The 25,768-nt window shown below is 56.1% G+C and carries 24 protein-coding genes and 1 pseudogene; 24 read left to right on the top strand and 1 reads right to left on the bottom strand.

The genetic code is table 11. The features are described 5' to 3' along the window. Positions 1–136: 136 nt before the first annotated feature. The 5 genes from AGR7B_RS22890 to AGR7B_RS22870 all read left to right on the top strand — a co-directional run bounded on the left by AGR7B_RS22890 (position 137) and on the right by AGR7B_RS22870 (position 6,016). Positions 137–1,165, top strand: coding sequence for an ABC transporter permease (locus AGR7B_RS22890; protein ID WP_003521789.1), 1,029 nt, complete (start codon positions 137–139; stop codon positions 1,163–1,165). Then, positions 1,162–2,061 carry an ABC transporter permease gene (locus AGR7B_RS22885; RefSeq protein WP_020809292.1) on the top strand — a complete coding sequence of 300 codons (900 nt, stop codon included), beginning with the start codon at positions 1,162–1,164 and terminating at the stop codon, positions 2,059–2,061. The genes AGR7B_RS22890 and AGR7B_RS22885 overlap by 4 nt, the downstream gene beginning before the upstream one ends. Further along, positions 2,048–2,893: an ABC transporter ATP-binding protein gene (locus AGR7B_RS22880; protein ID WP_020809291.1), complete on the top strand. Its 846-nt coding sequence runs from the start codon at positions 2,048–2,050 to the stop codon at positions 2,891–2,893. Before AGR7B_RS22885 ends, AGR7B_RS22880 begins: the two co-directional genes overlap by 14 nt. After that, entirely contained in the window at positions 2,890–3,627 is a 738-nt protein-coding gene (locus AGR7B_RS22875) for an ABC transporter ATP-binding protein (RefSeq protein ID WP_020809290.1), read from the top strand. Before AGR7B_RS22880 ends, AGR7B_RS22875 begins: the two co-directional genes overlap by 4 nt. A 322-nt stretch (positions 3,628–3,949) precedes the next feature. Continuing rightward, positions 3,950–6,016 (top strand): ATP-dependent helicase, encoded by a 2,067-nt coding sequence (locus AGR7B_RS22870; protein ID WP_080858005.1) that lies wholly within the window; start codon positions 3,950–3,952, stop codon positions 6,014–6,016. Between the two features lie 38 nt (positions 6,017–6,054). Here the strand turns inward: AGR7B_RS22870 and AGR7B_RS22865 are convergent, their stop codons facing one another. Further along, the gene (locus AGR7B_RS22865) at positions 6,055–8,226 is read right to left on the bottom strand and encodes a TonB-dependent siderophore receptor (RefSeq protein WP_080858004.1); all 2,172 of its coding nucleotides are present in this window, start codon (positions 8,224–8,226) and stop codon (positions 6,055–6,057) included. Positions 8,227–8,508: 282 nt separating this feature from the next. Here AGR7B_RS22865 and AGR7B_RS22860 point away from each other — a divergent pair, with 282 nt between their 5' ends. The 19 genes and pseudogenes from AGR7B_RS22860 (at position 8,509) to AGR7B_RS22770 (ending at position 25,743) form a co-directional block, all read left to right on the top strand. After that, positions 8,509–9,321 (top strand): ABC transporter ATP-binding protein, encoded by an 813-nt coding sequence (locus AGR7B_RS22860; RefSeq protein ID WP_208616055.1) that lies wholly within the window; start codon positions 8,509–8,511, stop codon positions 9,319–9,321. Further along, positions 9,318–10,364: a FecCD family ABC transporter permease gene (locus AGR7B_RS22855; protein WP_080858002.1), complete on the top strand. Its 1,047-nt coding sequence runs from the start codon at positions 9,318–9,320 to the stop codon at positions 10,362–10,364. The genes AGR7B_RS22860 and AGR7B_RS22855 overlap by 4 nt, the downstream gene beginning before the upstream one ends. Then, on the top strand, positions 10,361–11,401 hold the full coding sequence (locus tag AGR7B_RS22850) for a FecCD family ABC transporter permease (protein ID WP_080858001.1): 1,041 nt from the start codon (positions 10,361–10,363) through the stop codon (positions 11,399–11,401). The genes AGR7B_RS22855 and AGR7B_RS22850 overlap by 4 nt, the downstream gene beginning before the upstream one ends. A gap of 8 nt (positions 11,402–11,409) precedes the next feature. Next, entirely contained in the window at positions 11,410–12,372 is a 963-nt protein-coding gene (locus tag AGR7B_RS22845; protein WP_080858000.1) for an ABC transporter substrate-binding protein, read from the top strand. A 97-nt stretch (positions 12,373–12,469) separates the two neighbouring features. Next, positions 12,470–13,366: a MurR/RpiR family transcriptional regulator gene (locus tag AGR7B_RS22840; RefSeq protein ID WP_080857999.1), complete on the top strand. Its 897-nt coding sequence runs from the start codon at positions 12,470–12,472 to the stop codon at positions 13,364–13,366. 265 nt (positions 13,367–13,631) lie between these two features. After that, positions 13,632–14,330 carry an HAD family hydrolase gene (locus AGR7B_RS22835; protein ID WP_080857998.1) on the top strand — a complete coding sequence of 233 codons (699 nt, stop codon included), beginning with the start codon at positions 13,632–13,634 and terminating at the stop codon, positions 14,328–14,330. Next, positions 14,327–14,725 (top strand): GtrA family protein, encoded by a 399-nt coding sequence (locus AGR7B_RS26560; protein WP_080857997.1) that lies wholly within the window; start codon positions 14,327–14,329, stop codon positions 14,723–14,725. The genes AGR7B_RS22835 and AGR7B_RS26560 overlap by 4 nt, the downstream gene beginning before the upstream one ends. Further along, positions 14,722–16,869: a hypothetical protein gene (locus AGR7B_RS22825; RefSeq protein WP_080857996.1), complete on the top strand. Its 2,148-nt coding sequence runs from the start codon at positions 14,722–14,724 to the stop codon at positions 16,867–16,869. The genes AGR7B_RS26560 and AGR7B_RS22825 overlap by 4 nt, the downstream gene beginning before the upstream one ends. Then, complete coding sequence (locus AGR7B_RS22820; protein WP_080857995.1) at positions 16,859–17,713, top strand: class II aldolase/adducin family protein; 855 nt, start codon at positions 16,859–16,861, stop codon at positions 17,711–17,713. The genes AGR7B_RS22825 and AGR7B_RS22820 overlap by 11 nt, the downstream gene beginning before the upstream one ends. Continuing rightward, positions 17,710–18,486, top strand: a complete 777-nt coding sequence (locus tag AGR7B_RS22815; RefSeq protein ID WP_080857994.1) for a glycosyltransferase family 2 protein — start codon at positions 17,710–17,712, stop codon at positions 18,484–18,486. The genes AGR7B_RS22820 and AGR7B_RS22815 overlap by 4 nt, the downstream gene beginning before the upstream one ends. Next, on the top strand, positions 18,483–19,286 hold the full coding sequence (locus tag AGR7B_RS22810; protein ID WP_080857993.1) for a glycosyltransferase family protein: 804 nt from the start codon (positions 18,483–18,485) through the stop codon (positions 19,284–19,286). The genes AGR7B_RS22815 and AGR7B_RS22810 overlap by 4 nt, the downstream gene beginning before the upstream one ends. Continuing rightward, positions 19,283–20,011 carry a glycosyltransferase family 2 protein gene (locus AGR7B_RS22805; protein WP_080857992.1) on the top strand — a complete coding sequence of 243 codons (729 nt, stop codon included), beginning with the start codon at positions 19,283–19,285 and terminating at the stop codon, positions 20,009–20,011. Before AGR7B_RS22810 ends, AGR7B_RS22805 begins: the two co-directional genes overlap by 4 nt. After that, positions 20,008–20,649 carry a PI-PLC domain-containing protein gene (locus AGR7B_RS22800; RefSeq protein ID WP_080857991.1) on the top strand — a complete coding sequence of 214 codons (642 nt, stop codon included), beginning with the start codon at positions 20,008–20,010 and terminating at the stop codon, positions 20,647–20,649. The genes AGR7B_RS22805 and AGR7B_RS22800 overlap by 4 nt, the downstream gene beginning before the upstream one ends. A 138-nt stretch (positions 20,650–20,787) precedes the next feature. After that, positions 20,788–22,242, top strand: coding sequence for a glycosyltransferase family 4 protein (locus AGR7B_RS22795; protein WP_080857990.1), 1,455 nt, complete (start codon positions 20,788–20,790; stop codon positions 22,240–22,242). A gap of 129 nt (positions 22,243–22,371) precedes the next feature. Next, positions 22,372–22,530: pseudogene (locus AGR7B_RS26555) on the top strand (transposase); the annotation flags it as partial. A gap of 206 nt (positions 22,531–22,736) precedes the next feature. Continuing rightward, a complete protein-coding gene (gene tnpA, locus AGR7B_RS22785; RefSeq protein ID WP_080857989.1) occupies positions 22,737–23,078 on the top strand; it encodes an IS66-like element accessory protein TnpA in 342 nt (113 codons plus the stop codon). Beyond that, positions 23,075–23,422 (top strand): IS66 family insertion sequence element accessory protein TnpB, encoded by a 348-nt coding sequence (gene tnpB / locus AGR7B_RS22780; RefSeq protein ID WP_080857988.1) that lies wholly within the window; start codon positions 23,075–23,077, stop codon positions 23,420–23,422. Before tnpA ends, tnpB begins: the two co-directional genes overlap by 4 nt. 78 nt (positions 23,423–23,500) lie before the next feature. Then, positions 23,501–25,159: an IS66 family transposase gene (gene tnpC / locus AGR7B_RS22775; protein WP_080857987.1), complete on the top strand. Its 1,659-nt coding sequence runs from the start codon at positions 23,501–23,503 to the stop codon at positions 25,157–25,159. Then, entirely contained in the window at positions 25,159–25,743 is a 585-nt protein-coding gene (locus AGR7B_RS22770) for a plasmid pRiA4b ORF-3 family protein (RefSeq protein ID WP_080857986.1), read from the top strand. Before tnpC ends, AGR7B_RS22770 begins: the two co-directional genes overlap by 1 nt. The last annotated feature ends 25 nt before the right edge of the window (positions 25,744–25,768 follow it).

Raw genomic sequence — 25,768 nt, 5'->3', positions numbered from 1 at the left:
TTTTCATGTTAGCTCAGGGAGGAGTTGGGATGAAGTACCATCAAGAGTTTTTGCAAAGGAGAATTGCGCGTCTGCGGCGAGCAGCGTGCAAAGGCTCCACTGCCGACAGCGTTCTCACATGGAAGTGCGGCCAGCAATGACGGAAATCTCACTGCGCGGGCTTGGACATCGTTTTCTGCAACTGATCGTCAGCCTCTTCATCCTGCTCTGCATCACCTTCATCATCGGCCGGGTCATGCCGAGCGATCCGGTCGGGGCAATCGTCGGCGAACTTGCCGACCCCAAGGCCTATGAGGCCATGCGAGCGCGGCTGGGGCTCGACCTGCCGCTTTACCAGCAATTCTTCATCTATCTGCGCGGGCTGCTGCATGGCGATTTCGGCATTGCAATCCTGACCGGCAACCCCGTTACCCGCGATCTGGCGCAGGCTTTCCCCGCCACCTTCGAACTCGCCACGCTGGCGATCATCATCTCGACGGTCGTCGGCGTCCCACTCGGTCTCGCCGCCGCCCTCTTCCGCGACACCTTCATCGACAAGTTCGCGCGCGTGTTTGCGCTGGTGGGACATTCGATACCGGTCTTCTGGTTCGGCATCGTCGGGCTGGTGATTTTCTACGCGAATCTCAACCTTGTCGCAGGCCCCGGCCGGGTCGATGTCTTTTACGAAGGCCTCGTTGAGCCGAAGACGGGATTGATGCTCGTCGACACCCTCCTTGCGGGCGAGACGGAAATCTTCTGGAATGCGCTTGGACACATCATCCTGCCGGCGATCATCCTCGCCTATATGGCCATGGCCTATATTACCCGCATGACGAGAGCCTTTACCCTCGAACAGCTCAGCCAGGATTATGTCATCGCCGCAAGGGCCAAGGGTGTCAGCCCCGCACGCACCATCACCCGCCATGTGCTGCCCAACATCGCCGTGCAGCTCATCACCGTGCTGGCGATCTCCTATGGCAACCTGCTGGAAGGCGCCGTTGTCACGGAGATCGTCTTCTCCTGGCCCGGTATCGGCCAATACATGACGAATGCGCTGCTCATCGGCGACATGAATGCGATTCTGGCCGCCACGATCGTCATCGGCTTCATTTTCATGTTGCTCAACTTCCTCGCCGATCTGGCCTACACCACGCTCGATCCCCGTACACGGGAGGCCGCACGATGACCGATATCGCGCATAACAATACCGTTGATCGTCCCAGCGCCCTGTCGCGCATCTCGACCACCACCGCGCGGACACTTCGAAAGCTCGCGGACGAACCGCTTGGAATGTTCGGCTTCGCCATTCTGGCCATTCTGGTTCTGGTCGCCATTTTCGCACCGCTCATTGCGCCTTACGATCCTGCGCGCCAGGCTCTGGAAAACGCGCTTCAGCCTCCCAGCTGGACACATCTGGCCGGAACCGACGAATTCGGCCGCGATATTTTCAGCCGCCTCGTATACGGCACCCGCATCACCATCCAGACCGTACTGTCGGTCTCGGTCATCGTCGGTCCTATCGGCCTTGCCATTGGCGTGATGGCCGGTTTCTTCGGCGGACGAACCGACGCGATCCTGATGCGCGCGACCGATATCGTCCTGTCCTTCCCCTCGCTCGTGCTGGCGCTTGCCTTTGCGGCCGCCATGGGCGCCGGCCTCGGCACGGCGATCATTGCGATCTCGTTGACGGCATGGCCGCCGATTGCGCGTCTTGCCCGTGCGGAAGCGCTTGTCGTGCGCAATACCGACTACGTCGCCGCCGCCCGCCTCTATGGCGCCTCGCCGCTGCGCATCCTGTTTCTGTACATTGCGCCGATGTGCATTCCCTCGGTCATCGTTCGCCTGACGCTGAACATGGCCGGCATCATCCTGACGGCCGCTTCACTCGGCTTCCTTGGTCTCGGAGCCCAGCCGCCGCTGCCGGAATGGGGCGCGATGATCTCCAGCGGCCGCAAGTTCATGCTCGACTACTGGTGGGTCGCCGTCATGCCCGGTATCGCCATCCTGCTGACGAGCCTTGCCTTCAACATCGCCGGCGATACGCTGCGCGACCTTCTGGATCCGCGTCATGCCCGTTCCTGATAGCTCCCCCATCCTTTCGGTCCGCGACCTCAATGTCCGTTTCGGCCGCAACACCATTCCAGCCGTGTCCAACGTCAATTTCGATGTCGGGCGCGAAAGGGTCGGCATCGTCGGTGAGTCCGGCTCGGGAAAATCCACCACCGGCCGGGCCGCCATGCGGCTCCTGCCGAAAAGCGCCACGGTGACGGCGGAGCGGATGGATTTCCTGTCCGAGCCGCTGCTCGAAAAATCCGAGCGGCAGATGGGCGCAATCCGCGGCAGCGACATGGCGCTTATCATGCAGGACCCGCGTTATTCGCTGAACCCGGTGCTGCCCATCGGAAAGCAGGTGGCGGAGGCCGCCGAACTGCATCTGGCGCTGACCGGAAAGGCAGCGAGAGGTGCAGCACGCGACATGTTGCTGCGCGTGCGCATCAACGATCCCGACCGCGTGATGGCGCTTTATCCGCACCAGATATCGGGCGGCATGGGACAGCGCGTGATGATCGCCATGATGCTGCTCGCAAAGCCCAAGCTGGTCATTGCCGACGAACCGACCTCGGCCCTCGATGTCAGCGTCCGCAAGGATGTGCTTTTGCTTCTGGACGAGATGGTGCGGGAGAATAATTCCGGCCTGATCCTCATCAGCCATGACATCCGCATGGTCGCGGCCTTCTGCGAGCGCGTGCTGGTCATGTATGGCGGGCGCGTCGTGGAAACGCTGACGAAGCTGGAGGATGCGCAACATCCCTATACGCGGGGCCTGATCGCGGCGATGCCCGATCCCCGCAATCCGGTGCGGCGTCTCAAGGTGCTGGACCGTCAGGCCATCGATGCGGAGGTGATGCGATGATCACGGTAGACAAGCTCGACGTCGTCTATGGCGCAAAGGAAAACCGCAATCACGTCGTGCGCGGCGTCAGCCTCACGGTCAACAGGGGTGAAACGCTCGGCATCGTCGGCGAAAGCGGCTGCGGCAAGTCGACCTTGCTGCGGTCGCTGGCGGGGCTGGAGGCCGGCTGGACCGGCTCCATCAGCTTTAACGGTAAACCGGTCGGCAAGACCCGCAGTCGCGACGAACTGAAACTGGCGCAGATGGTGTTCCAGGACCCCTACGGTTCGCTGCACCCGCGCCACCGCATCGGCCGGGCGCTCGCCGAACCGATCCGCGCCATGGGACTTGGCGATGGCTGGTCGAAAGTGCCTGCCGCCCTGCAACAGGTGGGCTTGCCCGCACATTTCGCCGAGCGCTTCCCGCATGAACTTTCCGGCGGCCAGCGCCAGCGCGTGGCAATCGCCCGCGCGCTGATCCTCGAACCGCCGATCCTGCTGCTCGACGAGCCGACATCCGCGCTCGACGTCTCCATCCAGGCGGAAATCCTGAACCTGCTTGCCGACCAGCGCGAAGAACGCGACCTCACCTTTGTTCTCGTCAGCCACGACCTCGCGGTGATCGCCCATATGTGCGACCGGGTGCTGGTCATGCAGAACGGCGATTTTGTCGATGAGCTGACCAAGGCCGACCTTGAAGCAGGCGTTACCCATTCGGCCTATTCAGGCGAGCTGTTCGAAAGCAGTTTCCTGTAACGATCACCGCCCGACGGCAACACCGGGCGGCCCATCCACGGCCGCCCCGCCTTCTCCCGTGGCGCAATTTCGGGGATTTTGCCTGCCCGGCAGCGGCCAATCGCAGGCAGGGGACGGGCGACCTTTTGGGCCGACAAATCTCACCACCGACTGCGCGCAAACCACCGGAACAATGCGTTCAGCATTTGTTCTGGATTGCTGTTTGAGTCTTTGCTAATCATTGCGACGACAGGGCAGACAATGGCCGGACATTCCGACGACTGCCTCTGAACAAGAAGGTTCTCACCGGTGAGGACAGGCAGGTTATCTAAGGATTGCTGGCATGGCGGTTGCCTATCTGGAAAAGCTCAACGAACAGCAGCGCAGGGCGGTGGAGCATGGCGTTGGGCTGGCAGACGGGCACACGGCTGGGCCGCTGCTGATCATCGCCGGGGCCGGTTCGGGCAAGACCAATACGCTCGCCCACCGTGTTGCGCATCTGATTGTGAATGGCGCCGATCCCCGCCGCATCCTGCTGATGACGTTTTCCAGACGTGCCGCCACGGAAATGTCGCGACGGGTCGAGCGTATCTGCAAACACGTTATCGGGGCGAATTCGGCAATCATGACAGACGCGCTGGCCTGGTCCGGTACGTTTCACGGCATCGGCGCGCGCCTGTTGCGCATCTATGCCGAGCAGATCGGGCTTAACATCGATTTCACCATCCACGACCGCGAGGATAGCGCCGACCTGATGAACCTCGCCCGGCACGAGCTGGGCTTTTCCAAAACCGAAAGCCGCTTTCCAACGAAGGGTACGTGTCTCGCGATCTATTCGCGCGTGGTGAATTCCCAGACGCCGCTCAAGGAGATATTGCGCCAGCATTATCCCTGGGTCGCCAACTGGGAGAGCGAACTTAAGGAACTGTTTGCAGCCTATGTCGAGGCCAAGCAGGTCCAGAACGTGCTCGATTACGACGATCTCCTGCTCTACTGGGCCCAGATGGTCAGCGACCCCGTTCTTGCGGACGATATCGGCAACCGCTTCGACCACGTGATGGTCGACGAATATCAGGATACCAACCGGCTTCAGGCATCGGTGCTGATGGCGATGAAACCCGGTGGCCGCGGACTGACCGTGGTGGGTGACGATGCGCAATCGATCTATTCCTTCCGGGCGGCGACGGTGCGAAACATCCTCGATTTTCCGGCGTCCTTCAGCCCTGCTGCCGACATCATCACGCTTGACCGCAATTATCGCTCGACGCAGCCGATCCTGGCGGCCGCCAACGGCGTCATCGATCTGGCGCGCGAGCGGTTCACCAAGAACCTCTGGACCGAGCGGCAGTCGCTGGAGCGCCCGAAGCTTGTGACGGTGAAGGACGAAACCGAGCAGGCGAATTTCATCATCGACCAGATTCTCGCTAATCGCGAAACCGGCATGACGCTGAAACAGCAGGCCGTGCTGTTCCGGACCTCCAGCCATAGCGGCCCGCTCGAGGTGGAACTGACCCGCCGCAACATCCCCTTCGTCAAATTCGGCGGCCTGAAATTCCTCGACAGCGCCCATGTGAAGGACATGCTGGCCGTGCTGCGCTTCGCGCAGAACCCGCGCGACCGCGTCGCCGGTTTTCGCTTGCTACAGATGCTGCCCGGCATCGGCCCGAAGAAGGCCGGCAATATTCTCGATGCGATTGCGAAAGACCCCGAACCGCTGCTTGCCCTTGCCGAAATTCCGCCGCCGCCGAAGACCGGCGACGACTGGACGACCTTCACGCAAATGCTGGTGGGCCTGCTACAGGCGCCGAACGACTGGCCGGGCCAGATCGGGCAGGCGCGACTGTGGTACGAACCGCATCTGGAACGCATCCATGAGGATGCGGACACCCGCAAGGCCGATTTGCTCCAGCTCGAGCAGATCGCCGGCGGCTACCCCTCACGCGAGCGCTTCCTGACCGAGCTGACGCTCGATCCGCCCGACGCCACCAGCGATCAGGCCGGCGTGCCGCTGCTTGACGAGGATTATCTCAGCCTCTCCACCATCCATTCGGCAAAAGGCCAGGAATGGCGCTCCGTCTTCATTCTGAATGTGGTCGACGGCTGCATTCCCTCTGATCTCGGGGTCGGCACCACGCAGGAACTGGAGGAAGAACGCCGGCTGCTTTATGTCGCCATGACGCGCGCCAAGGACAGCCTGTCGCTGATCACGCCGCAACGTTTCTTCACCGGCGGGCAGAACCAGCAGGGCGACCGGCATGTTTACGCCGCAAGAACCCGCTTCATCCCGGCGACATTGCTGCAATTCTTTGAAACGGCAACCTGGCCACTGGTGTCGGCCGCCGCTTCGGAGCGCAGCGCGCAGCAGATCCGCATCGATGTGGGTGCGCGGATGCGCGCCATGTGGAAGTAAAAAGCGGGGCGTTCACCCCGCTCTCATGACTGGCGATGTCAGAACTTCACGCTGGCCGTGAGGCTGACATTGAAGGGCTCTCCTACGGCATTGGCATAGCTGGTGGAGCCGATGGACGAGGTGTAATAGGTCTTGTCGAAGATATTCTTCAGATTGAGCTGCAGCGTCACCGGCTTTTCGAACTGAAGCGTGTAGGTGGCGAAGGCGTCGAAGACCGCATAGCCCGGCAGATTATAGGAATTGTCGTTGATGCCGGCGCGCTCACCCACCGCCCGCACACCGCCGCCGATGCGCAGCGTATTGCCGTTCGGACCGACCTCGCCGACATCATAGGCAAGGAAGAGCGAGCCGGTGTGGCGCGCCACATTCGGCAGGCGCTTGCCGGCATAGATGGGATCTTCGAGCACGAGCGCATCCGTATAGGCATAGCTTGCGATGAGATCGAGATCGTCGGTCAGGCTGCCGGCAATATCGACCTCCACACCGCGCGAACGGACGAGGCCGGCGGCCTTCACCGTCGAGACGCCGCCGACATCTTCCGAATAGGCGACATTGCGCTTGCGGGCATTGAACAGGGCGATATTGGCGTTCAGCCCGGCGAAAAGATCGAACTTCGCGCCCACTTCGTAGGAAATGCCCTCTTCCGGATCGAGCCCGCCATAATAGGCGCCGATGGATGATTGCGGACGGAAGGTCTTGGCCACATTGGCATAGAGCGAGGCATCCGGAGTGAGCTTGTAAACCAGACCGGCATTGGGAATGAGCTCGCCGCCATCCTTCTCGGTATTGACGACGAAAGGACGACCCTTGCCGGCATAGATGTCGTAATACTGGTAACGCAAACCGCCGACCGCGATCCATTGATCGTTAAGATGCAGGGCGTCCTGCATATAGATCGAGGCGGTGGAAAGCTGTTCCGTCTGGTCGCTGTCGACCGCCCTTACCGTGGTGCAGACCGGCAGGCGGCCATAAACCGGATTGTTGATGTTGAAATTCGTGGAATTCGCGCATCGCAGCATGTCGGTGCGCAGGGTATCGCTGTAATCGTAAGACGCGCCGAACAGCAGATCGTTGCGCAGCCCACCGATTTCGGCCTCGCCCGTCAGATCCGCTCGCAGCGCGTGATTGTAGATCGTCGAATATTGCGTCGCATCGGCCCGTCGCGTCACCTGCCCGGTGCGGGAATTATAACCCATCACGCGCGCCTGATTGTCCGAATATTCGTTGCGGCTATAGGCGTAATTCAGCGACAGCTTCCAGTCATCGGAGAGTTGGCGGTCTATGGCGATGCTCGCTAGATCGGATTTACCATCGGTGATGTTATAGGCTTCATCGAGGCGCAGGCGGCGGCTGACATTGATCGCTTTGCCGGTCGCCGGATTGAAGATCGTGCCGCGATCGAACGGCACGCTGTAGTCCTCATGCATGTAGGAAACCGTAATATCGGTGTCCTCGCCGCTCCATTTCAGCGAAGGTGCGATCAGCCAGTTCTTTTTCTCACCGAAATTACGCCAGTAATCGCTGTTTTCCCCTTCGCCGATCAGGCGATAGGAAAAATCCGTGCCCGCAATCGGGCCGGTGACATCGAAACCGCCCGATGTGCCATACTTGCCCGCCCCATAAGCGGAAAAGCGCGAATAGGCCTGCCCCGTGAACGTGTCTTCCGGCTTCTTCGTCACGACATTCACCATGCCGCCGGGATCGAGAATGCCGTAAAGCGTGGAGGCCGGGCCTTTCAGCACTTCCACCCGCTCGACCGTATCGTTGAAGGAATGCGGCAGCGCCGTCTTCAGCCCGTTGACGAGGATGGACCCGTCGCGATTATCGCCGAAACCACGGCGGATGACGGCATCCTGCGTGCCGCCGAGCGTATTTGCCTGGGTGACGCCGCTGACATTGGCCAGCGCATCGTCCAGCGAGCGCGCCTGCTGGTCGCGCAGCACCTCAGCCGTCACCACATTGACCGATTGCGGAATATCGAGGAGCGGCGTTTCGGTGCGCGTCGCCGTGCCCGTCGTCACCGGCTGATAACCGCGCGCACCTTTTTTGACATCCGCATTGACGGTTATGGTTTCGAGCACCGTCGTTCCATCAGCATTTTTCTTCGGCGTCGCACTCTCCTGCGCGAAAGCAGGCAGGGCGACCCCGGCCAGAAGAAATGCCAGCAGTGCCCGCGAGCGCATCCCAATGATCATCGAACCGTCATGCATCGTGTCTTGTCCCCGGCTGTCCCAAATCGTCATCGCGACGATGCATCGCTCTTTCAATTGATGAATGTAGTAGTCAACTTTATTTCCGCTTCAGCGGGGCAAAACGTCGGTACCGAAGGGTGCATTCGCGCTTCCTGGCGTGTCATTTCAGCCCATGACAGCCGCTTTTTGTTCAAATCGACCGGCAAAAACCGCTTTTTCGAACGCTATATACTTGACTACTACAGTCATCAATAATTCTGGTGGCAACGCATTCAGACGGTGACGAATTTGAACGACGGCATGAGACCCATAAGCACGGATACAGGCCTTGCGGCGCAGGCAATCGAGCTTGCCTATGGCGACACGCCGGTGCTTGCGGATATGTCCATCGATGTCACACCGAACCGCTTCACCGTTCTGCTTGGCCCGAACGGCTCTGGAAAATCCACGCTTCTCAGCGCGCTTGCCCGCCTGCACCGGCCCGCACGGGGCCATATTCTTCTCAACGGCAGCGATATCTTCCGCCACCCGACCAAGGAGGTGGCGAAAAAGCTCGGCATGCTGGCGCAGCAGAACCATGCGCCGGAGGGGCTTTCGGTTTTCGATCTCGTCTCCCGCGGCCGTTACCCGCATCAGGGATTTCTGAAGCAATGGAGCGAGGAAGACGCCCGCGCTGTGGAAGAGGCGCTTTCCGTGACGGGCATGTCCGGACTGGCGGAAAGAGCAGTCGACAGCCTCTCAGGCGGCCAGCGCCAGCGCGCCTGGATCGCCATGGCGCTGGCGCAGCAGACGGATATAATTCTTCTCGACGAGCCTACGACCTTTCTCGATCTGCACCACCAGATAGAGGTGCTGGACATGCTGGCGGGCCTCGTCATCCGCCACAACCGCACGATCGTCGCGGTGCTGCACGACATCAATCTCGCCCTGCAATATGCCGATCACCTGATTTTCCTGAAAGACGGGCGGCTGCGACACCGGCTGGAAACGGCGGCGGCCTGCGATGCCGGCATCATTGCCGATGTCTTCGATATGGCAGCTGCCCAACTCACGCATCCGGTGACGGCGCGGCCGGTATTTCTTCCCCTGCCCGGACGGGCCGGCGCGGCATGAACCTTACCGGCACCAGCAGCGCAAGCACCCTTGCCCTTCGAGAGCGGGCATATAGCCGCACACTTGCGGCAGCACTTCTCCTGCTGCTTGCCCTGTTGCTTCTGGTGCTGGCGCATATGGCCACCGGCCCGCGCCCCATTGCGCCGCACGTTCTGCAAGACCTGATATTTGCTTATGACGCCCGCAATTTCGACCAGCAGGTTTTGATGCGCCTGCGCCTGCCGCGTTTGCTGGCTGCGATGCAGGCCGGGGCCTGCCTTGGAACAGCGGGGCTTCTGCTGCAAACCCTGCTTCGAAATCCGCTCGGCGAGCCGCATATTCTGGGGTTGAATGCCGGGGCAAGCCTCGCTGTCGTTCTCGCGACAGTGATGCCGCTCGGGCTGATTGCAACGCCGCTGTTCCGCCCATTGCTGGCGGCGACGGGCGCGGGGATCAGCTTCTCGCTCGTACTTCTCCTTGCTTCCGCCGGGCGGCAGGGGCTGACACCGGCAAAACTCGTCTTTTGCGGCATTGCGCTTTCCACGCTTGCCGCAACCCTCACCTCCGCCATCCTCATTCTCAATGAAGAAACATTGCAGCAGATGCGTTTCTGGCTGGTGGGCGACACCGCCGGCGTTTCCATGACAACCATCGCCCCCGCCCTGCCCGCGGCCGCGATCGCGCTTATCCTCGCTTTCGCCGTCGCTCCCCGGCTCGATCTTCTGGGGTTGGGCGACAGCGCGGCTGCAGCGCTCGGCGTGCCGGTCCGTTCGACCCGGATTCTGGCGCTTGTCTCCATATCGCTGTTCTGCGGCGCGGCCATCGCCGTCGTCGGCCCCATCGGCTTCGTCGGCCTGGTGGTGCCGCCGCTCGTCGCGCGCCTGAAAACGGGGCGGCTTCTGCTTGCGATACCCATCGCAGCACTCGGCGGCGCGGTTCTCCTGATCGCCGCCGATCTCGCCGCCCGCCTCATTCTCCTGCCCAAAGAACTACCGACGGGCGCGATGACCGGCCTTGTCGGCGCGCCGGTCTTTCTCTGGCTGGTGCGCAGGGTGCTGAAATGAACCGTTACCGGGTTCTCCGACTGGGGCGCTTTTCCGTCCGCGTCATGCCGTCGCGGCTCGCCATTCTGCTGGCGCTTTTCCTCTGCCTCATGCTTGTCGCCCTGTGGTCGCTCACCGCCGGCAGCCAGCATATCCCCACCGCCGCCCTGTGGTCGCTTGTCTCCGCAACCAACACCGATCCCGCCATGACCGACGCGGTCGTGGTTCTCGACTTCCGGCTCTCGCGTCTGGCGCTTGCGATGGTGGCCGGCGCCATGCTCGGCATTGCCGGCGCCATCATGCAGGCCACGACCCGCAACGGCCTTGCCGATCCCGGCCTGCTCGGCGTGCGCGAAGGTGCGTCCCTTGCCGTGCTGGGCTGCCTGTTCCTGCTGCCTTCCCTGCCGGTCATGTTGCGCCCCGTTGCGGGCATTGCCGGCGGCATGGCAAGTGCCATAATCGTTCTCACGCTCTCCGGCGCCACCTCGCGCCTGCGCTTCGTGCTGACCGGCATCGGCTTTTCATGGTTTTTATCAGCTTTGCTGCTTATCCTCATGGCATCGCTCGATATTCGCAATTTGCAGACAGCGATGATCTGGATGGCCGGCAATCTGCAGGGCGCAAGCTGGTCCGCCGTTTCAATCCTCTCCGTCGTCCTCGTCATCGCCCTTGGCCTTCTGCTCCTGACAGCGCGCGCCGCCGAGGTGCAGGCGCTCGGCGATCACGCGGCGACGGCGCTTGGCGTCCATGGCCGTCTCCTTTCGATGCTTCATGTCACGCTTGCCGTCACCCTCACCGCAGCCTGCGTTTCCTTCACCGGCAGCATCGGTTTTGTCGGCCTGATCGGGCCGCATATCGCCCGGCTTCTGTTGCCCGGTGGCTCCTATCCCGGGGTTGTCATGGGTGCAGGCCTGACAGGCGCAATTCTGGTCGCAGCGTCCGATACCATCGCGCGAACCGCCTTTTCACCGCTGGAGCTGCCGACCGGCCTCGTTCTTTCCGCCGTCGGCGCACCCACGCTGCTTGCCCTTCTCTGGTTTCATCGGCATCGCCTATAGGTCCCCCCATGCGCAAAACACTTCTCGCCCTTCTCCCTGCCGCCGCTTTTCTCCTCGGCACAGTCACCGCTCAAGCCGAGGAGACCAGCCGAAGCTTTACCGACGACCTCGGCCGCAGCGTTTCCATTCCGGCAAAGCCGAAACGTATCGTGACGCTGCACGATATCGACCTCACCATTCCGCTGATCGAGCTGGGCGTGACGCCTGTGGGCAGCCATGGCCGCATGGGGGCGGACGGCAAACCCTATCTGCGCTCCAGCGCCATTCTGACCGGTGTTGATTTCGACAATAGCGACATCGCCTATATCGGCTCCATCAATGCCGATCTGGAGGCGATTATCGCCCTCAAGCCCGATCTCATCCTGACCGAACCTGATCGCGCCACTCCCGTTGAAAAACTGACGCAGATCGCACCCACCGTCGCCATCGACAATACCAAAGACGGCGCACCGCATATTTACAAAGTGCTGGCCGAGCTGACGGGCACGCAGGCGCGTCTTGCCGTGCTGGACCGGCGCTATCGGGCACAGATCGAGGCGCTGAAGGCATCTGTCGATACCGGCGCCATTACCGTTTCGGTGTTCCAGCCGCTCAACGGCAAGATCAGCGTCTACCACACCTATCGCGCGCTCGGGCGGGTGCTGCGGGATGCGGGGTTTCGTTTCCCCGCCATCATCGACGCCATTCCGGATGGCGACCGTATCGAGATCAGCGCCGAACGCCTGCCGGAACTCGATGCCGATATCATCTTCGATCCCTATCGCTCCGATACCGGCGCTTCGCCGCAGGCGGAAATCGACATGATGGAAGCCGTGATGCCGGGCTTCTGCAATTTTCTTGAGGCCTGCCGCAACGGTCGGTACATCCTCCTGCCGCGCGAAGAAGCGATTTCCAACTCCTATGCCGCACTCAGCCTCATGGTCTCCGCCGTCCAGTCCCATTTGACGGTGCGGCCAGCGCAGGAAAAGTGACAGCAACCACCACTACGGACAAAAGCGCTTGCCTGCCGGCGTGGCGCGCTGCTAATTCGTGAAGAAGAGTAGAAAACTCAGCTTCACGGAAGAATTCATGCCGGCTGGCGAAACCCATACATCAAGGCTTCGGCGCACCGACCGTTTCGGCGAGCAGCTGCGCAAGCGCCGCGACCGCCTGTCGCCGGGCCTGCTTGCCGTTGCCGAATATATTGACGGCCACCGCCATGCGGTTCTCGCCAAATCGGCGCTGGAAATCGGCTTCGAGACCAATACATCCGATGCGACCGTCATCCGCGCCATACAGGCGCTTGGCTTCCAGGGGCTGGTCGATCTCAAGGAAACGCTGGAGGCCTATCTGGGCGTGACGGATTCGCCCGTCGAAAAAATGGCGGCGACGACAAAATCCATATCCGGCAACTGCGATGCCGCGATAGATTTCGTGCTCGACAATCAGAAAAACACGCTGGAGATGCTTTCAAGCGCAGAAAACCGCGAAGCCATGGCGGCGGCCGTGCGGCTCCTCTCGCAAGCGCGCGGCATCGGCGTTCTCGGCATCGGCGCCTCCGGCATCATCGCCACCTATGCGGCAAGGCTATTCCAACGCTCGGGCGTCCATTCCTATGCGCTCAACGCCACCGGCATCGCGCTTGCCGAACAGTTGCTCGAGCTTGAAAACGGCCACGTCCTCATCATGCTCCTGCACGGCCGCGCCCACCGCGAAGCCCAGACCGCCATAGCCGAGGCCGGCCGCCTCGACATCCCGATCATCATGCTGCTCGGCCAGGAAGACAGCGTGCTCAAAAAACACGCCAACGCCAGTCTCTTCCTGCCCCGCGCCAAAAACGAAGGCGTGGCGCTCCACGCCCCCACCTTCATCGCCATGGAAACCATGGCCCTTGCCCTTTCCGCCGCCTGCCCTGAACGAAGCCTTGAGACGCTGGAGCGGCTGGTGGAACTGCGGACGTCTATCAGGCCGCATAAGCGGGTGTGATTTTCATTGAGCACGGCATATATAAAAATTTTCTAGATGTTGTTCGGCGAATGGTCTAGGTGGTAAAAGGTGAGAACGCTACCTTTGATGCATTGAATGACGTGTAGTTTAAAACTTCATGTAACCGTTACACGATCAGCACAACTCCATGGCAGGAGCGTATAATGGAGATATCCAAGTTATTGAACCGAGTATCAGTCCACCTTTTTCTTAAAAAACTAAGCTGATACACCCTCTTCAAGACTCTAACTGCGCGAAAAAATCAATGAACACCTCTGCTCCACAGTCGGAAACAATAGAGCATATCTTGAAACAGCCTGTGGAATACGCGGATATCGATATCGATCGGTATCAAGGCGTGTTGCTCGATCTGGATGATACGCTGTATCGCTATGAGCCGTGCCATCAAGCAGCTCTCGCTCAATGTTTTGCCAGAAATAGCTTAGGCCTCTCGGAGCTAGCCTATAATCAAACGTATCGTGAAGCGAGGAACCTCGTAACAGCTCGACTATATCCACAGGGTGTATGCCGTTCACGTCTCTTCGCCTTCCAGATGATGTGCGAAGATGCGAAGGTTCCACGACCGTTTTCGGCAGCCCTCGACCTCGATGAAGTCTATTGGACGACATTTCTATCCAACATGAAGATTGATGCGTCTGCGGACGCGTTTCTCATTCGTTGTGCCGCAAGAAATTTGCCTGTGTGTGTCGTCACAGATATGACCGCGCATGTTCAAATTAAAAAGTTGCATGCACTCGGAATAGATGGAGCAATTTCTTCACTCGTAACGTCTGAAGAAATCGGAGCCGAAAAACCGGATCCAAGGATGTTCCTTAAAGGATTGGAAAAGTTGGGGACTTCCACTAAGCACACTATCATGTTGGGTGATAGTTTTAGTAAAGACGTCCAGGGAGCTCTTGCAGCAGGCATCCAGGCTCGATTGATCAAGCTGCAAGACCAATGAGCGCGATGATTTCGAACCGAATAACCAATAGCCCTGTTTTCAAGTTCCTGATCGTTGGCGGCATCTCAACTCTCGTTAACTACTCCGTCTACGTCCTTCTGTTCACTGTTTTTGGCTACACGTATTCCATTGCCTTCGTAGCTGGATTCCTCTCCGGTGTAGCATTTGGATACTATTTTAACAAAAGGTGGGCTTTCGGAAAGCAGGAGGCGTCCAGCCTTCGATTGGTGCTGAGCTATTTTGTCGTTTATGCACTATCAATGATAGCGGGAATTTTGGTTTTGAAGTTTCTTGTAACAGGAATGCAGGTTCATCCTTTAATTGCAAATTTCTTTACCATCGTATTGACGACATGCACTAATTTCGTGGGCCTACGCTATTTGGTGTTCCGATGATTAGTCATATCCAGAAAACCGGGGATAATCTGAGAATTCGAGTGTTAGGATGGACAGCTACCATCACTCATTCAAAGGCTTTCTGGTTCATACTAGCCTTGAAAATTATTGCGTCGTGTTTGTTTGGCTCTGAATACCTGACAAAGCTATTTATTCCATTTCTTGGCAGTTTCGCCTCATCTCCATCAGTAAATCCCTATGATTTATTTTGGAGTTCAGGAAACACTACCAATTTTCCGTACCCCGCAGCTATGCTATACATTATGGCATTTCCGCATTGGCTACTGAGCCAAATCGGCTTAAATTACAATCTGCTAAATATTGAACTTTTTATATATCGAATTCCAATTCTGTTGGCAGATATAGCTATATTTATAACCCTGAGCCGCTGGCATCGGCGACGGGTTGAATTGGTCTTATGGCTGTACTGGGCATCACCTTTATTATTTTATATTAACTATCTACATGGCCAACTCGATGCAGTGCCGGTGGCTCTCGCTATTCTGTCCACCTATTTTCTGTTTTCAAACCGCTCATTCATTTCAGCACTCATTCTCGGGTTGGCCATCTCCACAAAAATGCACATGCTGCTCATGGCCCCGTTCGTGCTGGTTTATCTTTGGCAAGATCACACACGATTTGCACCGGTACTCAAATATGGCGTGACCATGTGTCTCTCCTTCTTGATTATAAACGCACCATATTTGTTAAGCGATGGCTTCATTCATATGGTTTTTATGAACGCTCAGCAAAACAAGGTTGGGCTTGCCGCATTTTCACTGAGCAATGGAGTCGAATTCTACCTCATCCCCGCCCTTCTTATGGCGCTCATCATATATGCCACACACATCCAGATAAGGAATCGAGATGTATTCCTGATATTTATTGGATTTTCATTTGGAATAATACTCTTGTTCATCCCGCCGTCTCAGGGATGGTATTACTGGGTACTGCCGTTTTTCATCTATTTTTACGTAAGATCACCAAGATCATACTTTCCGGTTATAATTGCCTTGCAGGCTGCGTACTTTTTATATTTCGCTCTCATTATCGATTCGGATTTCACGACACTCTTGCAGGTTGGAGATTTTGTCACTCGCGAATCTCTGTACGCGACTTTATCCCGCCTGGGAATTGATGCGCCCATCGCACTCAATTCCGCATTCACAGGCTTGCAGACCCTGCTGCTTGTCAATTGTGTCGTCGTCTTTTATCAGGGCGTCTATATCCCTCAGCGCCGCAGCATCATGGCGCGCCCGTTTATGCTTGGTATTGCAGGCGACTCCGGAGCTGGAAAGTCAACCATCTCCTCCTGTATCCAAGATTTGTTTGGGGTCTCGCAGCTTGCCGTCATCTGCGGCGACGACATGCATAAATGGCAACGCGGACATTCCCAATGGCATGAACTGACGCATTTGGACCCACGTGCAAACGAGCTTCACAACGAACTTCAATACCTGAAGCTTCTTCGCGAAAACAAGCTGATCTGGCGCAGGCACTACGACCACAATACCGGAAAATTCACCAACGAGTTGCCGATAAGCCCTCGTCCGGTGATGGTCATGGAAGGGCTTCACTCGTTTTATCTAAAACCTGCCCGAGACTTATTTGACCTGAAAATATTCGTAAAGCCGGATCCCACTTTGCTTCTCCATCGCAAAGTCGTTCGCGACATGAAAAAGCGGAACTACACCAAGGAAAAAGTTATCCGATCCATTGAAGAGAGAAGGAAGGATTCCGAGAAATATATCGTCACTCAGGAGCGGTATGCAGACATAATCGTTTCCCACATGTTGCGCCAAGCCATAGCGGCAGAGGACATAGGAAACCCTGAGATCGCGGCTGACGAATGGCTGCGCGTCACGCTGTCCAATAAATATTTCCTTGACCCCATCATCACAGATCTCCTGGAAATGCTGCCAGGCGCAGTCAGCCACTATTATGACGAGAACGACTTGCAAGTTCTGGACTTTGATCGCCCTCCGGAAGTCGAGGATATTCTCGCGCTCGGCGAAAAATATGTTGAGGGTCTACAGCAGTTCGGTATCTACGATCCGAAGTGGCGTGGCGGCTGGCAGGGCCTAATGCAACTTTTGATTGGTTATTGCATCTTTCACGGCTGGGAATCAGAATATGGTAGCTGACCTTCAAACGCTGGTAACAATTTCTCGCCAATTAGGAAGCGAGGTCGGATATATTCAAGGTGGCGGCGGAAACACGTCACTGAAGGTGAATGATGATGAAATGTACATCAAGGCGTCTGGTCGCTCGCTTGCCGAAGTGGACGCAGAAAGCGGCTTTTTGGCAGTCAATTGGCGCCAGGTGAAGGCGGGCTTGTCGACATGCGAAACTGAAGGAGCCTATAGTGAACTGCTAGCCGAAAGCTCTTTCAGCGCCGACAAGACGGTGAGGCCATCCATTGAGACCGGCTTTCACGCGCTTCTCGGTCGATGTGTGGTACACAGCCATTCTGTATGGTCGAACATCCTCAATTGTTCGGAGGAAGGTCCAGCGATCATTGGCAAGCTCTTCCCACATGCCTTATGGATTGAGTACGAAACACCAGGTTTGCATTTGACGAAGGCCATAATGGCGCGCACCAACAAATTGGATCAGCAGATTCTATTTTTGCAAAATCATGGGCTGATCGTATGGGCCGACGATGAAAAAAATGCATCGATCCTGCATCAATCAGTAAACGATAAGATACGAGAACATTTCAATGGAGGACTTCAGTTCCCGGCTGCGGATGTCGCGGTTCCTCCCTCGTTTCGCTACGGGCTTCTTTTCCCCGATCAAGCGGTTTATCAGAGTAATATAGACTTGGCGCATAGTCGCGCCGGACGACAAACAATGCTCGCCTGCGATTTTATACTTCATAATATTATAAAATTGGGATTAACGGTCAATTTCATTAGAAGCTCAGAGAAAGACGTGTTGCTGAACCTTGAGACGGAAAAGTATAGGCAGAGGCTGATAACCGAATGAAATTACAGTTAGTGATCCCCATGTCTGGTCTTGGGTCCAGGTTTGCAAGGGTTGGGTACACGGACCCAAAACCCCTGATTAAGGTTCACGGAAGACCTATGATAGAATGGGTCCTACGCATGTTTCCAGGTGAAGAAACTCCACTCTTCATCTGCAGGGAGGAACATATTGAACAGACGCGCATGGCGTCCGTTCTGAAAGAATTGAAGCCGAAGGGTGAGATTGCGACTATCAAGGGCGAAAAACTCGGTCCGGTGGCAGCGTTGATGGCCGCTGCGGATAAAATAGATGATAATTCCCCAGTTTTGGTCAGTTATTGCGACTATTACATGAGTTGGGATTATGCTGCGTTTCTGCAATACCTCGACGCCGGAAACTTCGCCGGCGCGATACCATGCTACACCGGTTTCCACCCTCACCTTCTGCCAGCAAAAAATCTTTATGCGAGTTGTCGTATCAACGATAGCGGACTTTTATCTGAAATCAGGGAAAAACACTCCTTCGAAGCCGACAAAACCAAAACCCTTCATTCGCCAGGCGTTTATTTCTTCGGTTCGGGGCGACTTTTGAAGGACTATGGAAATCGCCTGATGGCCGCGGACGACTCACTCAATGGAGAATATTACGTCAGCATGATCTACAATCACCTTGTAAGAGACGGGCTGCGTGTAGGAGTGCCGGCGAACATCGACTATTTTTGCCAGTGGGGAACGCCTGAGGATCTAGATGAATATCTCTATTGGAATTCCGTCGCACGGAGGCGTTTGCCGTGAACATCCTCATCCCCATGGCTGGCGCCGGTTCGCGCTTCTCCGTTGCTGGATACACCCAGCATAAACCCGTCATTCCTGTATCCAGCAGGTTGCGCAACGAAACAGTCCCGATGGTGGTCGCGGCCGTTGACGATTTGCCTGTCAATTCTGCCGGAAGAGATACAAAGCTGATTTTCATTGTCCGCGACTTCCACCTTCAAGATGGCGTCGATGTCATTTTGAAAAAAAGGTTTCCCCACGCTCAATTCATTTCGATCGAGAGGCTCACCGAGGGGCAGGCGAGCACCTGCCTCCTAGCGCGCGAAGTGATTGACAATGATGAACCCCTGCTAATCGCCGCATGCGACAACGGCATGGACGTGTCGCGGGAATATTTCGAAGAGCAAGCCCAATCAGCCGATGCCCTTATATTCACCTTTCGTAATAATGAAGCCGTTCTTCAAAATCCGAAATCCTATGGCTGGATCAGGGTGCAAGGAGACAAGGTTACGGGGGTTTCAATAAAACAGCCAATTAGCGGCAACCCGGTAAACGACCATGCCGTGGTGGGGACTTTCTGGTTTCGTCGAGGCAGCGATTTTGTGAAAACTGCCGATGAGATGATTGCTGCAAATGACCGCATCAACAATGAATTTTATGTCGATCAGGTATTCAAATATATGGTGAACGCCAATGCAGACGTCCGTGTAACAGAAATATCGCGGTACATTTGTTGGGGTACGCCAGAGGACTATAAGGCCTATGAGAATACTTTGTCCTACTGGACGGAGTTCACGGCAAGGGAGCCTTGGACACGATGAAGCTCGCGATTATAATTCCCTGTTACAACGAGCGAGACAATATTCCTCTGATTATCTCCCGCTTGAGGGAAACGATTGGGGAACGAAACGATGTAGACGTCATCTTGGTCGACAACGGCTCCACCGATGGGTCCGATGCCGTGCTCGCAAACACACTTGAAGCTGGTTCGCCAATTCGCTCTGTAAAGGTCCCCAAAAATCAGGGATATGGTTACGGGATCCTCTTTGGACTGGCTTCTACAGATGCAGATGTTCTTGCCTGGACTCACGCGGATATGCAAACCGACCCCAATGATGTTCTGGTTGGCTTTGACCGACTGCGTCAATATGAAAACCCGAAGGTCATTGTAAAAGGCCGACGAAAGAACAGACGCTTTCTGGAAGCCTTCTTCACGTTCGGCATGCAGGTTCTAGCAGAGTTCGCTCTGCGGGTCCGGCTTAGCGATGTAAACGCCCAACCCAAGATTTTCCCTCGTAGCTTCTACCAAAATTTCATCAGTGAAAAGGCGCCTCACGACTTCTCCCTAGACCTGTTTCTGCTCTATCAGGCCCAAGTGAACGAATATTCTATTGTGGAAGTTCCGGTTATTTTCGCAGAACGGATACATGGCGTTGCCAAAGGCGGTGGCAGCTGGAAAACCAAAATGAAGCTAATTCGCCGAACGGTAGCATATATTTTCGACCTGCGCAGATCATTAATATTAAAACGGGATGACCGGGTATGATTATAATAAAGCATCGTCAAAATCTGATCCAAGAACTCGTTGCTACACCAAATACATATGGTGTAGAAATTGATCTACGTAACCATGGGGACAAGATTGTTGTATTCCATGATCCTTTCAATAACGACGCCGTAACATTGGACGAGTGGCTCAGAGAGTACAAGCATTCATTCCTCATTGCAAATGTGAAAGAGGAAGGCCTGGAGCCCAAGTTAATACCAATTTTGGAAAAACATAACGTCAAAGAATACTTTATCCTCGATGAGAGCCTTCCTTACATCCGAAAATTCGCCCTCAATGGGTTGTCAAAATTTGCTGTTCGCGTGTCCGAGATTGAAAGCGTCGAGACTGCTTTGAATTTGGTGTCTCATCTCCGCCAACAGGACAAGAAGATCGATTGGGTTTGGTTGGATTCATTTACTGGCAATCCGTTGCCTCAGGAAACAATCAACGTGCTCAAAGCAGCCGGTTTGAAATTGTGTCAGGTGTCCCCAGAGTTGCATCATGTTGACAGACCGGATGTGTGGGAGAGTATGGTTGAACGGTTCATTCGCCATTGGGGAAATGCGCCAGCAAATCATGTCGATATGGTCTGCACGAAACTGCCAGACATGTGGCATAACTCTGCCAATCTCTAACCGAGAAAAGTGAGATTATGTTGTCACAAATATTCTGAGCAATTGACGGCATGCTTCTCTACTCCATCAAATTCAAATTCTCGACTTTCGAGATTGCACACCTCTGAAGCCAACGCCGCCCTCAAAGAGAACCTAAACATGAATTCAAATCATCAAGAAAAAGACACTACGAGATACTTTTTTGATGTATCCGCTCTACACGAGTATGTTAGAGCTTTTGAACGCTACTCGGGAATTCAGCGGGTTGTCGCAACGGTAATTGAGAAATATCTGCGCATTCTCGGCGGCGAAAATGCGCACATCTCGTTTCTGGAAAGAGGGTTCGGAAAGTATAAGTGCATAAAACTGACCGATATTGACCCACTTTGCTTCCGATCACCCGCATCTCTTGCTGCGGCGATGGGCAAAAAGGGCGTCGCTGGGTCGTATCTTGCACCGATAGAGAAATACAAGTCGAAGAAACACAAGTATCTATTCCATCGTTTGAAGTTTGATTTTTTCGCCGTGATGAACATGGACCGACGCTTTACGAAATATAGTCTGACCGCTAAAACTTGGAAAGAATTGCGGCGCCCGACCCCGAAACCTGTAGAAAGTGTCGAGTTTTTGGATTTCTTTGACTTGGCCCGGCCGGGAGATCACTTAATTGTCATCGACAGTTCCTGGCTTCCAAAACATTCCGAAATATTCCGGAAAGCGAAAACGCTAGGTCTCAAAGTCCACACTTTCGTATACGATCTGGTTCCTGTCGTCATGCCGCATGTAACGGCGGGAAATATGCCAAATATGTTCTACAATGCGCTTGTTGAAAGCTTCGACTATACAACCTGTTACATTACAATATCGGATTCGACGAAGACCGATCTTGACAAGTTCCTGCAAAGCAAAGGCATCAACATACCAAGTCGATCCCTGCCATTGGCTCAGGAAGGTTTGCCTGCGAAAATAACCGGGCTCCCGAGCGGCGCGGATGATCATATCGTCAACGAACGATACGCTGATTATGCTCATATTGAAGAAGTCGGTGCTTTACGGGACGAAATTCGCAGTGTCGCTACAATCCCCTTTGTCCTTTGCGTAGGCTCCATTGAACCACGCAAAAATGGCTGGAGAATTGCCAACGCATGGGCCAGATTGTCCGAATTGAAGGGAATAGAAGTCCCTCGTCTGGTATTCGCAGGCGGATCCGGCTGGTTGAGATACGAATTCGACACATTTCTCAAGGGAACAGGAAATCTGCATGGCTGGGTTCAAGTGGTAGATCGGCCGTCGGATACCGAACTAGCCTTTCTCTACCGCAATTGCTCCTTTACTATTATGGCCAGCATTTATGAAGGTTGGGGGTTACCGGTTGGTGAATCCCTTGCTTACGGAAAGACCGCGGTCATATCCAACACGACATCCTTACCCGAGGTAGGTGGCGACTTGGTAAAATACTGCGATCCGAATTCGATCGATAGTATCGAGGCAGCATGTAAAGAGCTTATTTGTCAGCCTGAGGTTAGAGTCGCCCTCGAAGAAAAAATTAAAACCAGCAATTTGAGAAGCTGGGACAACGTCGCGGAAGATTTGATTAAAATCCTGGCGAGCTGATACCACCAGTCATCCGGATCTGAGGTTCGGTTCATGGTCTTTTGGCAGTGATCTGAACCCTTCAAACGTAATCGGTGGTCTGACCTCACATTGGCAGCCGCCGTCTGATCTGTGATCGACTTTCCATGGATGAAGAACGGGAGTTTCTCCATGGAGACTACATTGGAGTTTCTCACAACCAGGAAGCCTGGACGTGAGGTTCACCGACATTGGCCGAACGAGGTCAAGGCGAAGATCGTTTCGGAAAGCTTGAGGCCTGGGACGACAGTCAATGAAGTTGCGCAGCGCTATGGATTGCGAGCTGACCTGCCACTGAAGTTTCATCCGGCTGCGATTAGAGCCTCGGCTGTTTTTGATAAGCCAAATGGCGTGGTGGGAGCAACCGGCGGAAACGCGAAGCTTTGTATCCCTCCGGCGTGGACCGCCTTGCGAGTTTTTGGCGATACCGTGATTTTGCGCTCTTGAGAGTGGATTTAAGAGCGCAATGAGGAACTATGGCACAGGCCATTTTGCTGACGGGTCAAGAACGGCGTCGTCGTTGGTCACCGGACCAACGGCTGGAAATTCTGGAGACAGCATTTGCTCCAGGGGCAAATGTCTCGGAGGTAGCGCGTCGTTTTGATGTTTCGACAGGGCTGCTGTACACGTGGCGGCGCCAAGCGCTGACTGTGAAAGATGGGCCGGCTTTCCTGCCGGCGACTGTGTTGGACGTGCCTGGCAGCGGCGATGGTAGTGCGGCGACCATCGTTGTGGACTTTGCGAACGGTATCAATGTGAGGATTGCGTCCGGGGCGCCTTGTGATCTTGCCGCAGCAGTGATGCGCGCGCTCAAATGATCCCGATCAGTTCGAGCGTGCGGGTTTGGATTGCGAGCGGCCATTGCGATATGCGCAAGGGAATGCAGGGGCTTTCTCTGATCGTGCAGGAGGGTCTTGGTCGTGATCCGTTCAAGGGGGACGTTTTTGTTTTCCGCGGGAAAAGTGGTCGACTGATCAAGGCTCTTTGGCATGACGGAATTGGGCTTTCGCTATATGCAAAGCGGCTCGAGCGCGGCCGTTTTATTTGGCCGGTGACTGAGGGCGGAGCGATTGCGCTGACGGCTGGCCAGATGTCCTATTTGCTTGAGGGAATTGACTGGCGAAACCCGCAGCAGACATGGCGTCCGACGAGCGCTGGATAGCGATTTTTGGCCGGGATTTGCCGCGATTGGCATCAAGAAAAGCTATGCAAATCAGGGGTTTTGTGATTCACTTCGAGCATGGAACCCGGCCTCGAAAATCACCGCGATCATGCTGCTGCTCTTGAAGCAGAATTGGCGACAGCGCGGGCGGAGCGTGCTGCTGCTTTGGCCGAATTGGCTGTTGCCAAGGCCAGGGAGGCCGACGATCAGGCCATCATTCTTCGCCAGAAAGTCTATATCGAAAAGCTGCAACGGGAACTGCGCGGTCAGAAGTCGGAACGGACGGCACGGCTGGTTGCGCAGATGGAACTGATGCTTGAGGACGCCGAAGCGACGGCAACCGAAGATGAGCTTGCCGCTGAAATGGCCGTTGCTGCAGCATCTGCGATTGCGGTCACCGGCTTTACGCGCAAGCGGCCGGTCAAGAAGCCCTTTCCGGAGCATCTGCCGCGTGAGCGTGTCGTGGTGCCAGGGCCGGTTGCCTGCAGTTGCTGTGGCGGTGAACGGCTTCGCAAGCTCGGCGAAGACATCACCGAAACGATGGAGAGCGTACCGCGGAGCTGGAAGGTCATTCAGACGGTGCGGGAAAAGTTCACCTGCCGTGACTGCGAGAAGATCAGCCAGGCACCTGCACCCTTCCATGTCATACCGAGAGGGTGGGCTGGTCCGGGGCTTTTGGCGATGATGCTCTGCGACAAGTTCGGCCAGCACATTCCCCTCAATCGCCAGGTCGAACGTTTTGCCCTGGAAGGTGTGCCGATCAGTCTGTCGACTGCAGCAGACGCGATTGGCGCGTGCTGCCAGGTTCTCGACCCGCTGGTGCGGCGGATTGAAAGCCATACGTTCGCGTCTGAACGGATCCACGGTGATGACACGACCGTGCCGGTTCTTTCTCTCGGCAAAACCGTCACCGGTCGAATATGGAGCTATGTCAGGGACGATAGTCCGTTTGGCGGAACGGCCCCACCATCGGTGATGTTCTATTATTCCCGGGACCGGGCCGGCGAACATCCACAGGCACATCTGGCCAATTATAGCGGTATCCTTCAGGCGGACGCCTATACGGGCTATGGCCAGCTCTATCTTCCTGATCGAAGTCCGGGCCCGATTTATGAGGCGGCGTGTTGGGCACATGCCAGGCGGCCATTCTTTGCGCAAGCCGATCTGGAGGCCAATGCGCGCCGAAAAGCGCAGGGTAAAAGTGCCGCCGTTATCTCACCAATCGCCTTGAACATGGTGCAGCGGATCGACGCGCTGTTCGACATCGAACGCCAGATCAATGGCCACACTGCCGATGAGCGGAAGGCAATCCGCCAGCAATTATCAAAGCCGTTGATCGACGACATGGAAATATGGATACGCGAACACCGCGCCAGGTTGCCGCGCGACAACGACCTGGCAAAGGCATTTGACTATATGCTGAACCGCTGGGAATCCTTCACCCGCTTCCTCGACGATGGCCGTATCTGCTTGTCGAACAATTGCGCGGAGCGATCGCTGCGCGGTGTCGCTCTCGGACGAAAAGCCTGGCTATTTGCCGGTTCCGATCGAGGGGGACAACGGGCGGCAGCAATCTACAGCCTGATCGTCACTGCGAAAATGAACCGCATTGATCCACAGACCTGGCTTGCAGATGTTCTCGCCCGCATCGCCGATCATCCTGCCAGCCGGCTCGATGAACTTCTCCCCTGGAATTGGCGGAATCCCGCAACAAAATCTCTGCAACAGGCGGCCTGATGGCTGGTCCTCTCGTTCGCCTGAAAATTACGCTTGACGATGTCGACCCCTTGGTGATGCGGCGCGTTGTCGTGCCGTTCCGCATTCGGCTCGACCGGCTTCATGATGTTCTCCAGGAAGCTTTCGGCTGGACCAACAGTCATCTCTATGAGTTCAGGATCCGTGACATCGGATTCGGCGTGCCTGATGGCGGCTTTGATGACCCCATCGATGCTCGCAAGGAAACGCTTCTTGCCGCCATCGAAGATATCGGCGCGAAGTCATTCAAGTATCTCTATGACTTCGGCGACGGCTGGACGCACACAGTGAAAATCGAAAAGACCTTTCCGGCTACCCCCGGCTTTGATGATCCGTTCCTTCTCGAGGCTGTCGGAAGGTGCCCGCCTGAGGATGTTGGCGGCCCTTGGGGCTATGAACAGTTCCGTGAGGCTATTGCCGACGTCAACCATGAGCGACATCAAGAACTGCTGGAATGGTGGGGAAGTTCAGACTACGACCCCAGCCAGGTCGATGCCAGAAATCTCGGCAAAAACGTCGAGGCTCTGGCTGCGAAATGGAAGCGCCGGTCTCGAAAGAAGGCCTGAAACTGCGGTCCTCGGCGAATGCTTA

The organism is Agrobacterium deltaense RV3 (assembly GCF_900013505.1).
Lineage (GTDB): Bacteria > Pseudomonadota > Alphaproteobacteria > Rhizobiales > Rhizobiaceae > Agrobacterium > Agrobacterium leguminum.
The sequence above is the reverse complement of the archived record's forward strand: the minus strand, read 5'-3'. Positions and strand labels throughout refer to the sequence as shown.

What these genes read in the sequence shown, in the direction of transcription:
- AGR7B_RS22890 (WP_003521789.1), top strand. Translation starts at nt 137, where the DNA reads ATGACGGAAATCTCACTGCGCGGGCTTGGACATCGTTTTCTGCAACTG.
- tnpC (WP_080857987.1), top strand. Translation starts at nt 23,501, where the DNA reads ATGGAACCCGGCCTCGAAAATCACCGCGATCATGCTGCTGCTCTTGAA.
- AGR7B_RS22840 (WP_080857999.1), top strand. Translation starts at nt 12,470, where the DNA reads ATGCCGGCTGGCGAAACCCATACATCAAGGCTTCGGCGCACCGACCGT.
- AGR7B_RS22870 (WP_080858005.1), top strand. Translation starts at nt 3,950, where the DNA reads ATGGCGGTTGCCTATCTGGAAAAGCTCAACGAACAGCAGCGCAGGGCG.
- AGR7B_RS22880 (WP_020809291.1), top strand. Translation starts at nt 2,048, where the DNA reads ATGCCCGTTCCTGATAGCTCCCCCATCCTTTCGGTCCGCGACCTCAAT.
- AGR7B_RS22825 (WP_080857996.1), top strand. Translation starts at nt 14,722, where the DNA reads ATGATTAGTCATATCCAGAAAACCGGGGATAATCTGAGAATTCGAGTG.
- AGR7B_RS22820 (WP_080857995.1), top strand. Translation starts at nt 16,859, where the DNA reads ATGGTAGCTGACCTTCAAACGCTGGTAACAATTTCTCGCCAATTAGGA.
- AGR7B_RS22885 (WP_020809292.1), top strand. Translation starts at nt 1,162, where the DNA reads ATGACCGATATCGCGCATAACAATACCGTTGATCGTCCCAGCGCCCTG.
- AGR7B_RS22865 (WP_080858004.1), bottom strand. Translation starts at nt 8,226, where the DNA reads ATGCATGACGGTTCGATGATCATTGGGATGCGCTCGCGGGCACTGCTG.
- AGR7B_RS22805 (WP_080857992.1), top strand. Translation starts at nt 19,283, where the DNA reads ATGAAGCTCGCGATTATAATTCCCTGTTACAACGAGCGAGACAATATT.
- tnpB (WP_080857988.1), top strand. Translation starts at nt 23,075, where the DNA reads ATGATCCCGATCAGTTCGAGCGTGCGGGTTTGGATTGCGAGCGGCCAT.
- AGR7B_RS22850 (WP_080858001.1), top strand. Translation starts at nt 10,361, where the DNA reads ATGAACCGTTACCGGGTTCTCCGACTGGGGCGCTTTTCCGTCCGCGTC.
- AGR7B_RS22795 (WP_080857990.1), top strand. Translation starts at nt 20,788, where the DNA reads ATGAATTCAAATCATCAAGAAAAAGACACTACGAGATACTTTTTTGAT.
- AGR7B_RS22845 (WP_080858000.1), top strand. Translation starts at nt 11,410, where the DNA reads ATGCGCAAAACACTTCTCGCCCTTCTCCCTGCCGCCGCTTTTCTCCTC.
- AGR7B_RS22815 (WP_080857994.1), top strand. Translation starts at nt 17,710, where the DNA reads ATGAAATTACAGTTAGTGATCCCCATGTCTGGTCTTGGGTCCAGGTTT.
- AGR7B_RS22875 (WP_020809290.1), top strand. Translation starts at nt 2,890, where the DNA reads ATGATCACGGTAGACAAGCTCGACGTCGTCTATGGCGCAAAGGAAAAC.
- AGR7B_RS22855 (WP_080858002.1), top strand. Translation starts at nt 9,318, where the DNA reads ATGAACCTTACCGGCACCAGCAGCGCAAGCACCCTTGCCCTTCGAGAG.
- AGR7B_RS22835 (WP_080857998.1), top strand. Translation starts at nt 13,632, where the DNA reads ATGAACACCTCTGCTCCACAGTCGGAAACAATAGAGCATATCTTGAAA.
- AGR7B_RS22860 (WP_208616055.1), top strand. Translation starts at nt 8,509, where the DNA reads ATGAGACCCATAAGCACGGATACAGGCCTTGCGGCGCAGGCAATCGAG.
- AGR7B_RS22800 (WP_080857991.1), top strand. Translation starts at nt 20,008, where the DNA reads ATGATTATAATAAAGCATCGTCAAAATCTGATCCAAGAACTCGTTGCT.
- tnpA (WP_080857989.1), top strand. Translation starts at nt 22,737, where the DNA reads ATGGCACAGGCCATTTTGCTGACGGGTCAAGAACGGCGTCGTCGTTGG.
- AGR7B_RS22770 (WP_080857986.1), top strand. Translation starts at nt 25,159, where the DNA reads ATGGCTGGTCCTCTCGTTCGCCTGAAAATTACGCTTGACGATGTCGAC.
- AGR7B_RS26560 (WP_080857997.1), top strand. Translation starts at nt 14,327, where the DNA reads ATGAGCGCGATGATTTCGAACCGAATAACCAATAGCCCTGTTTTCAAG.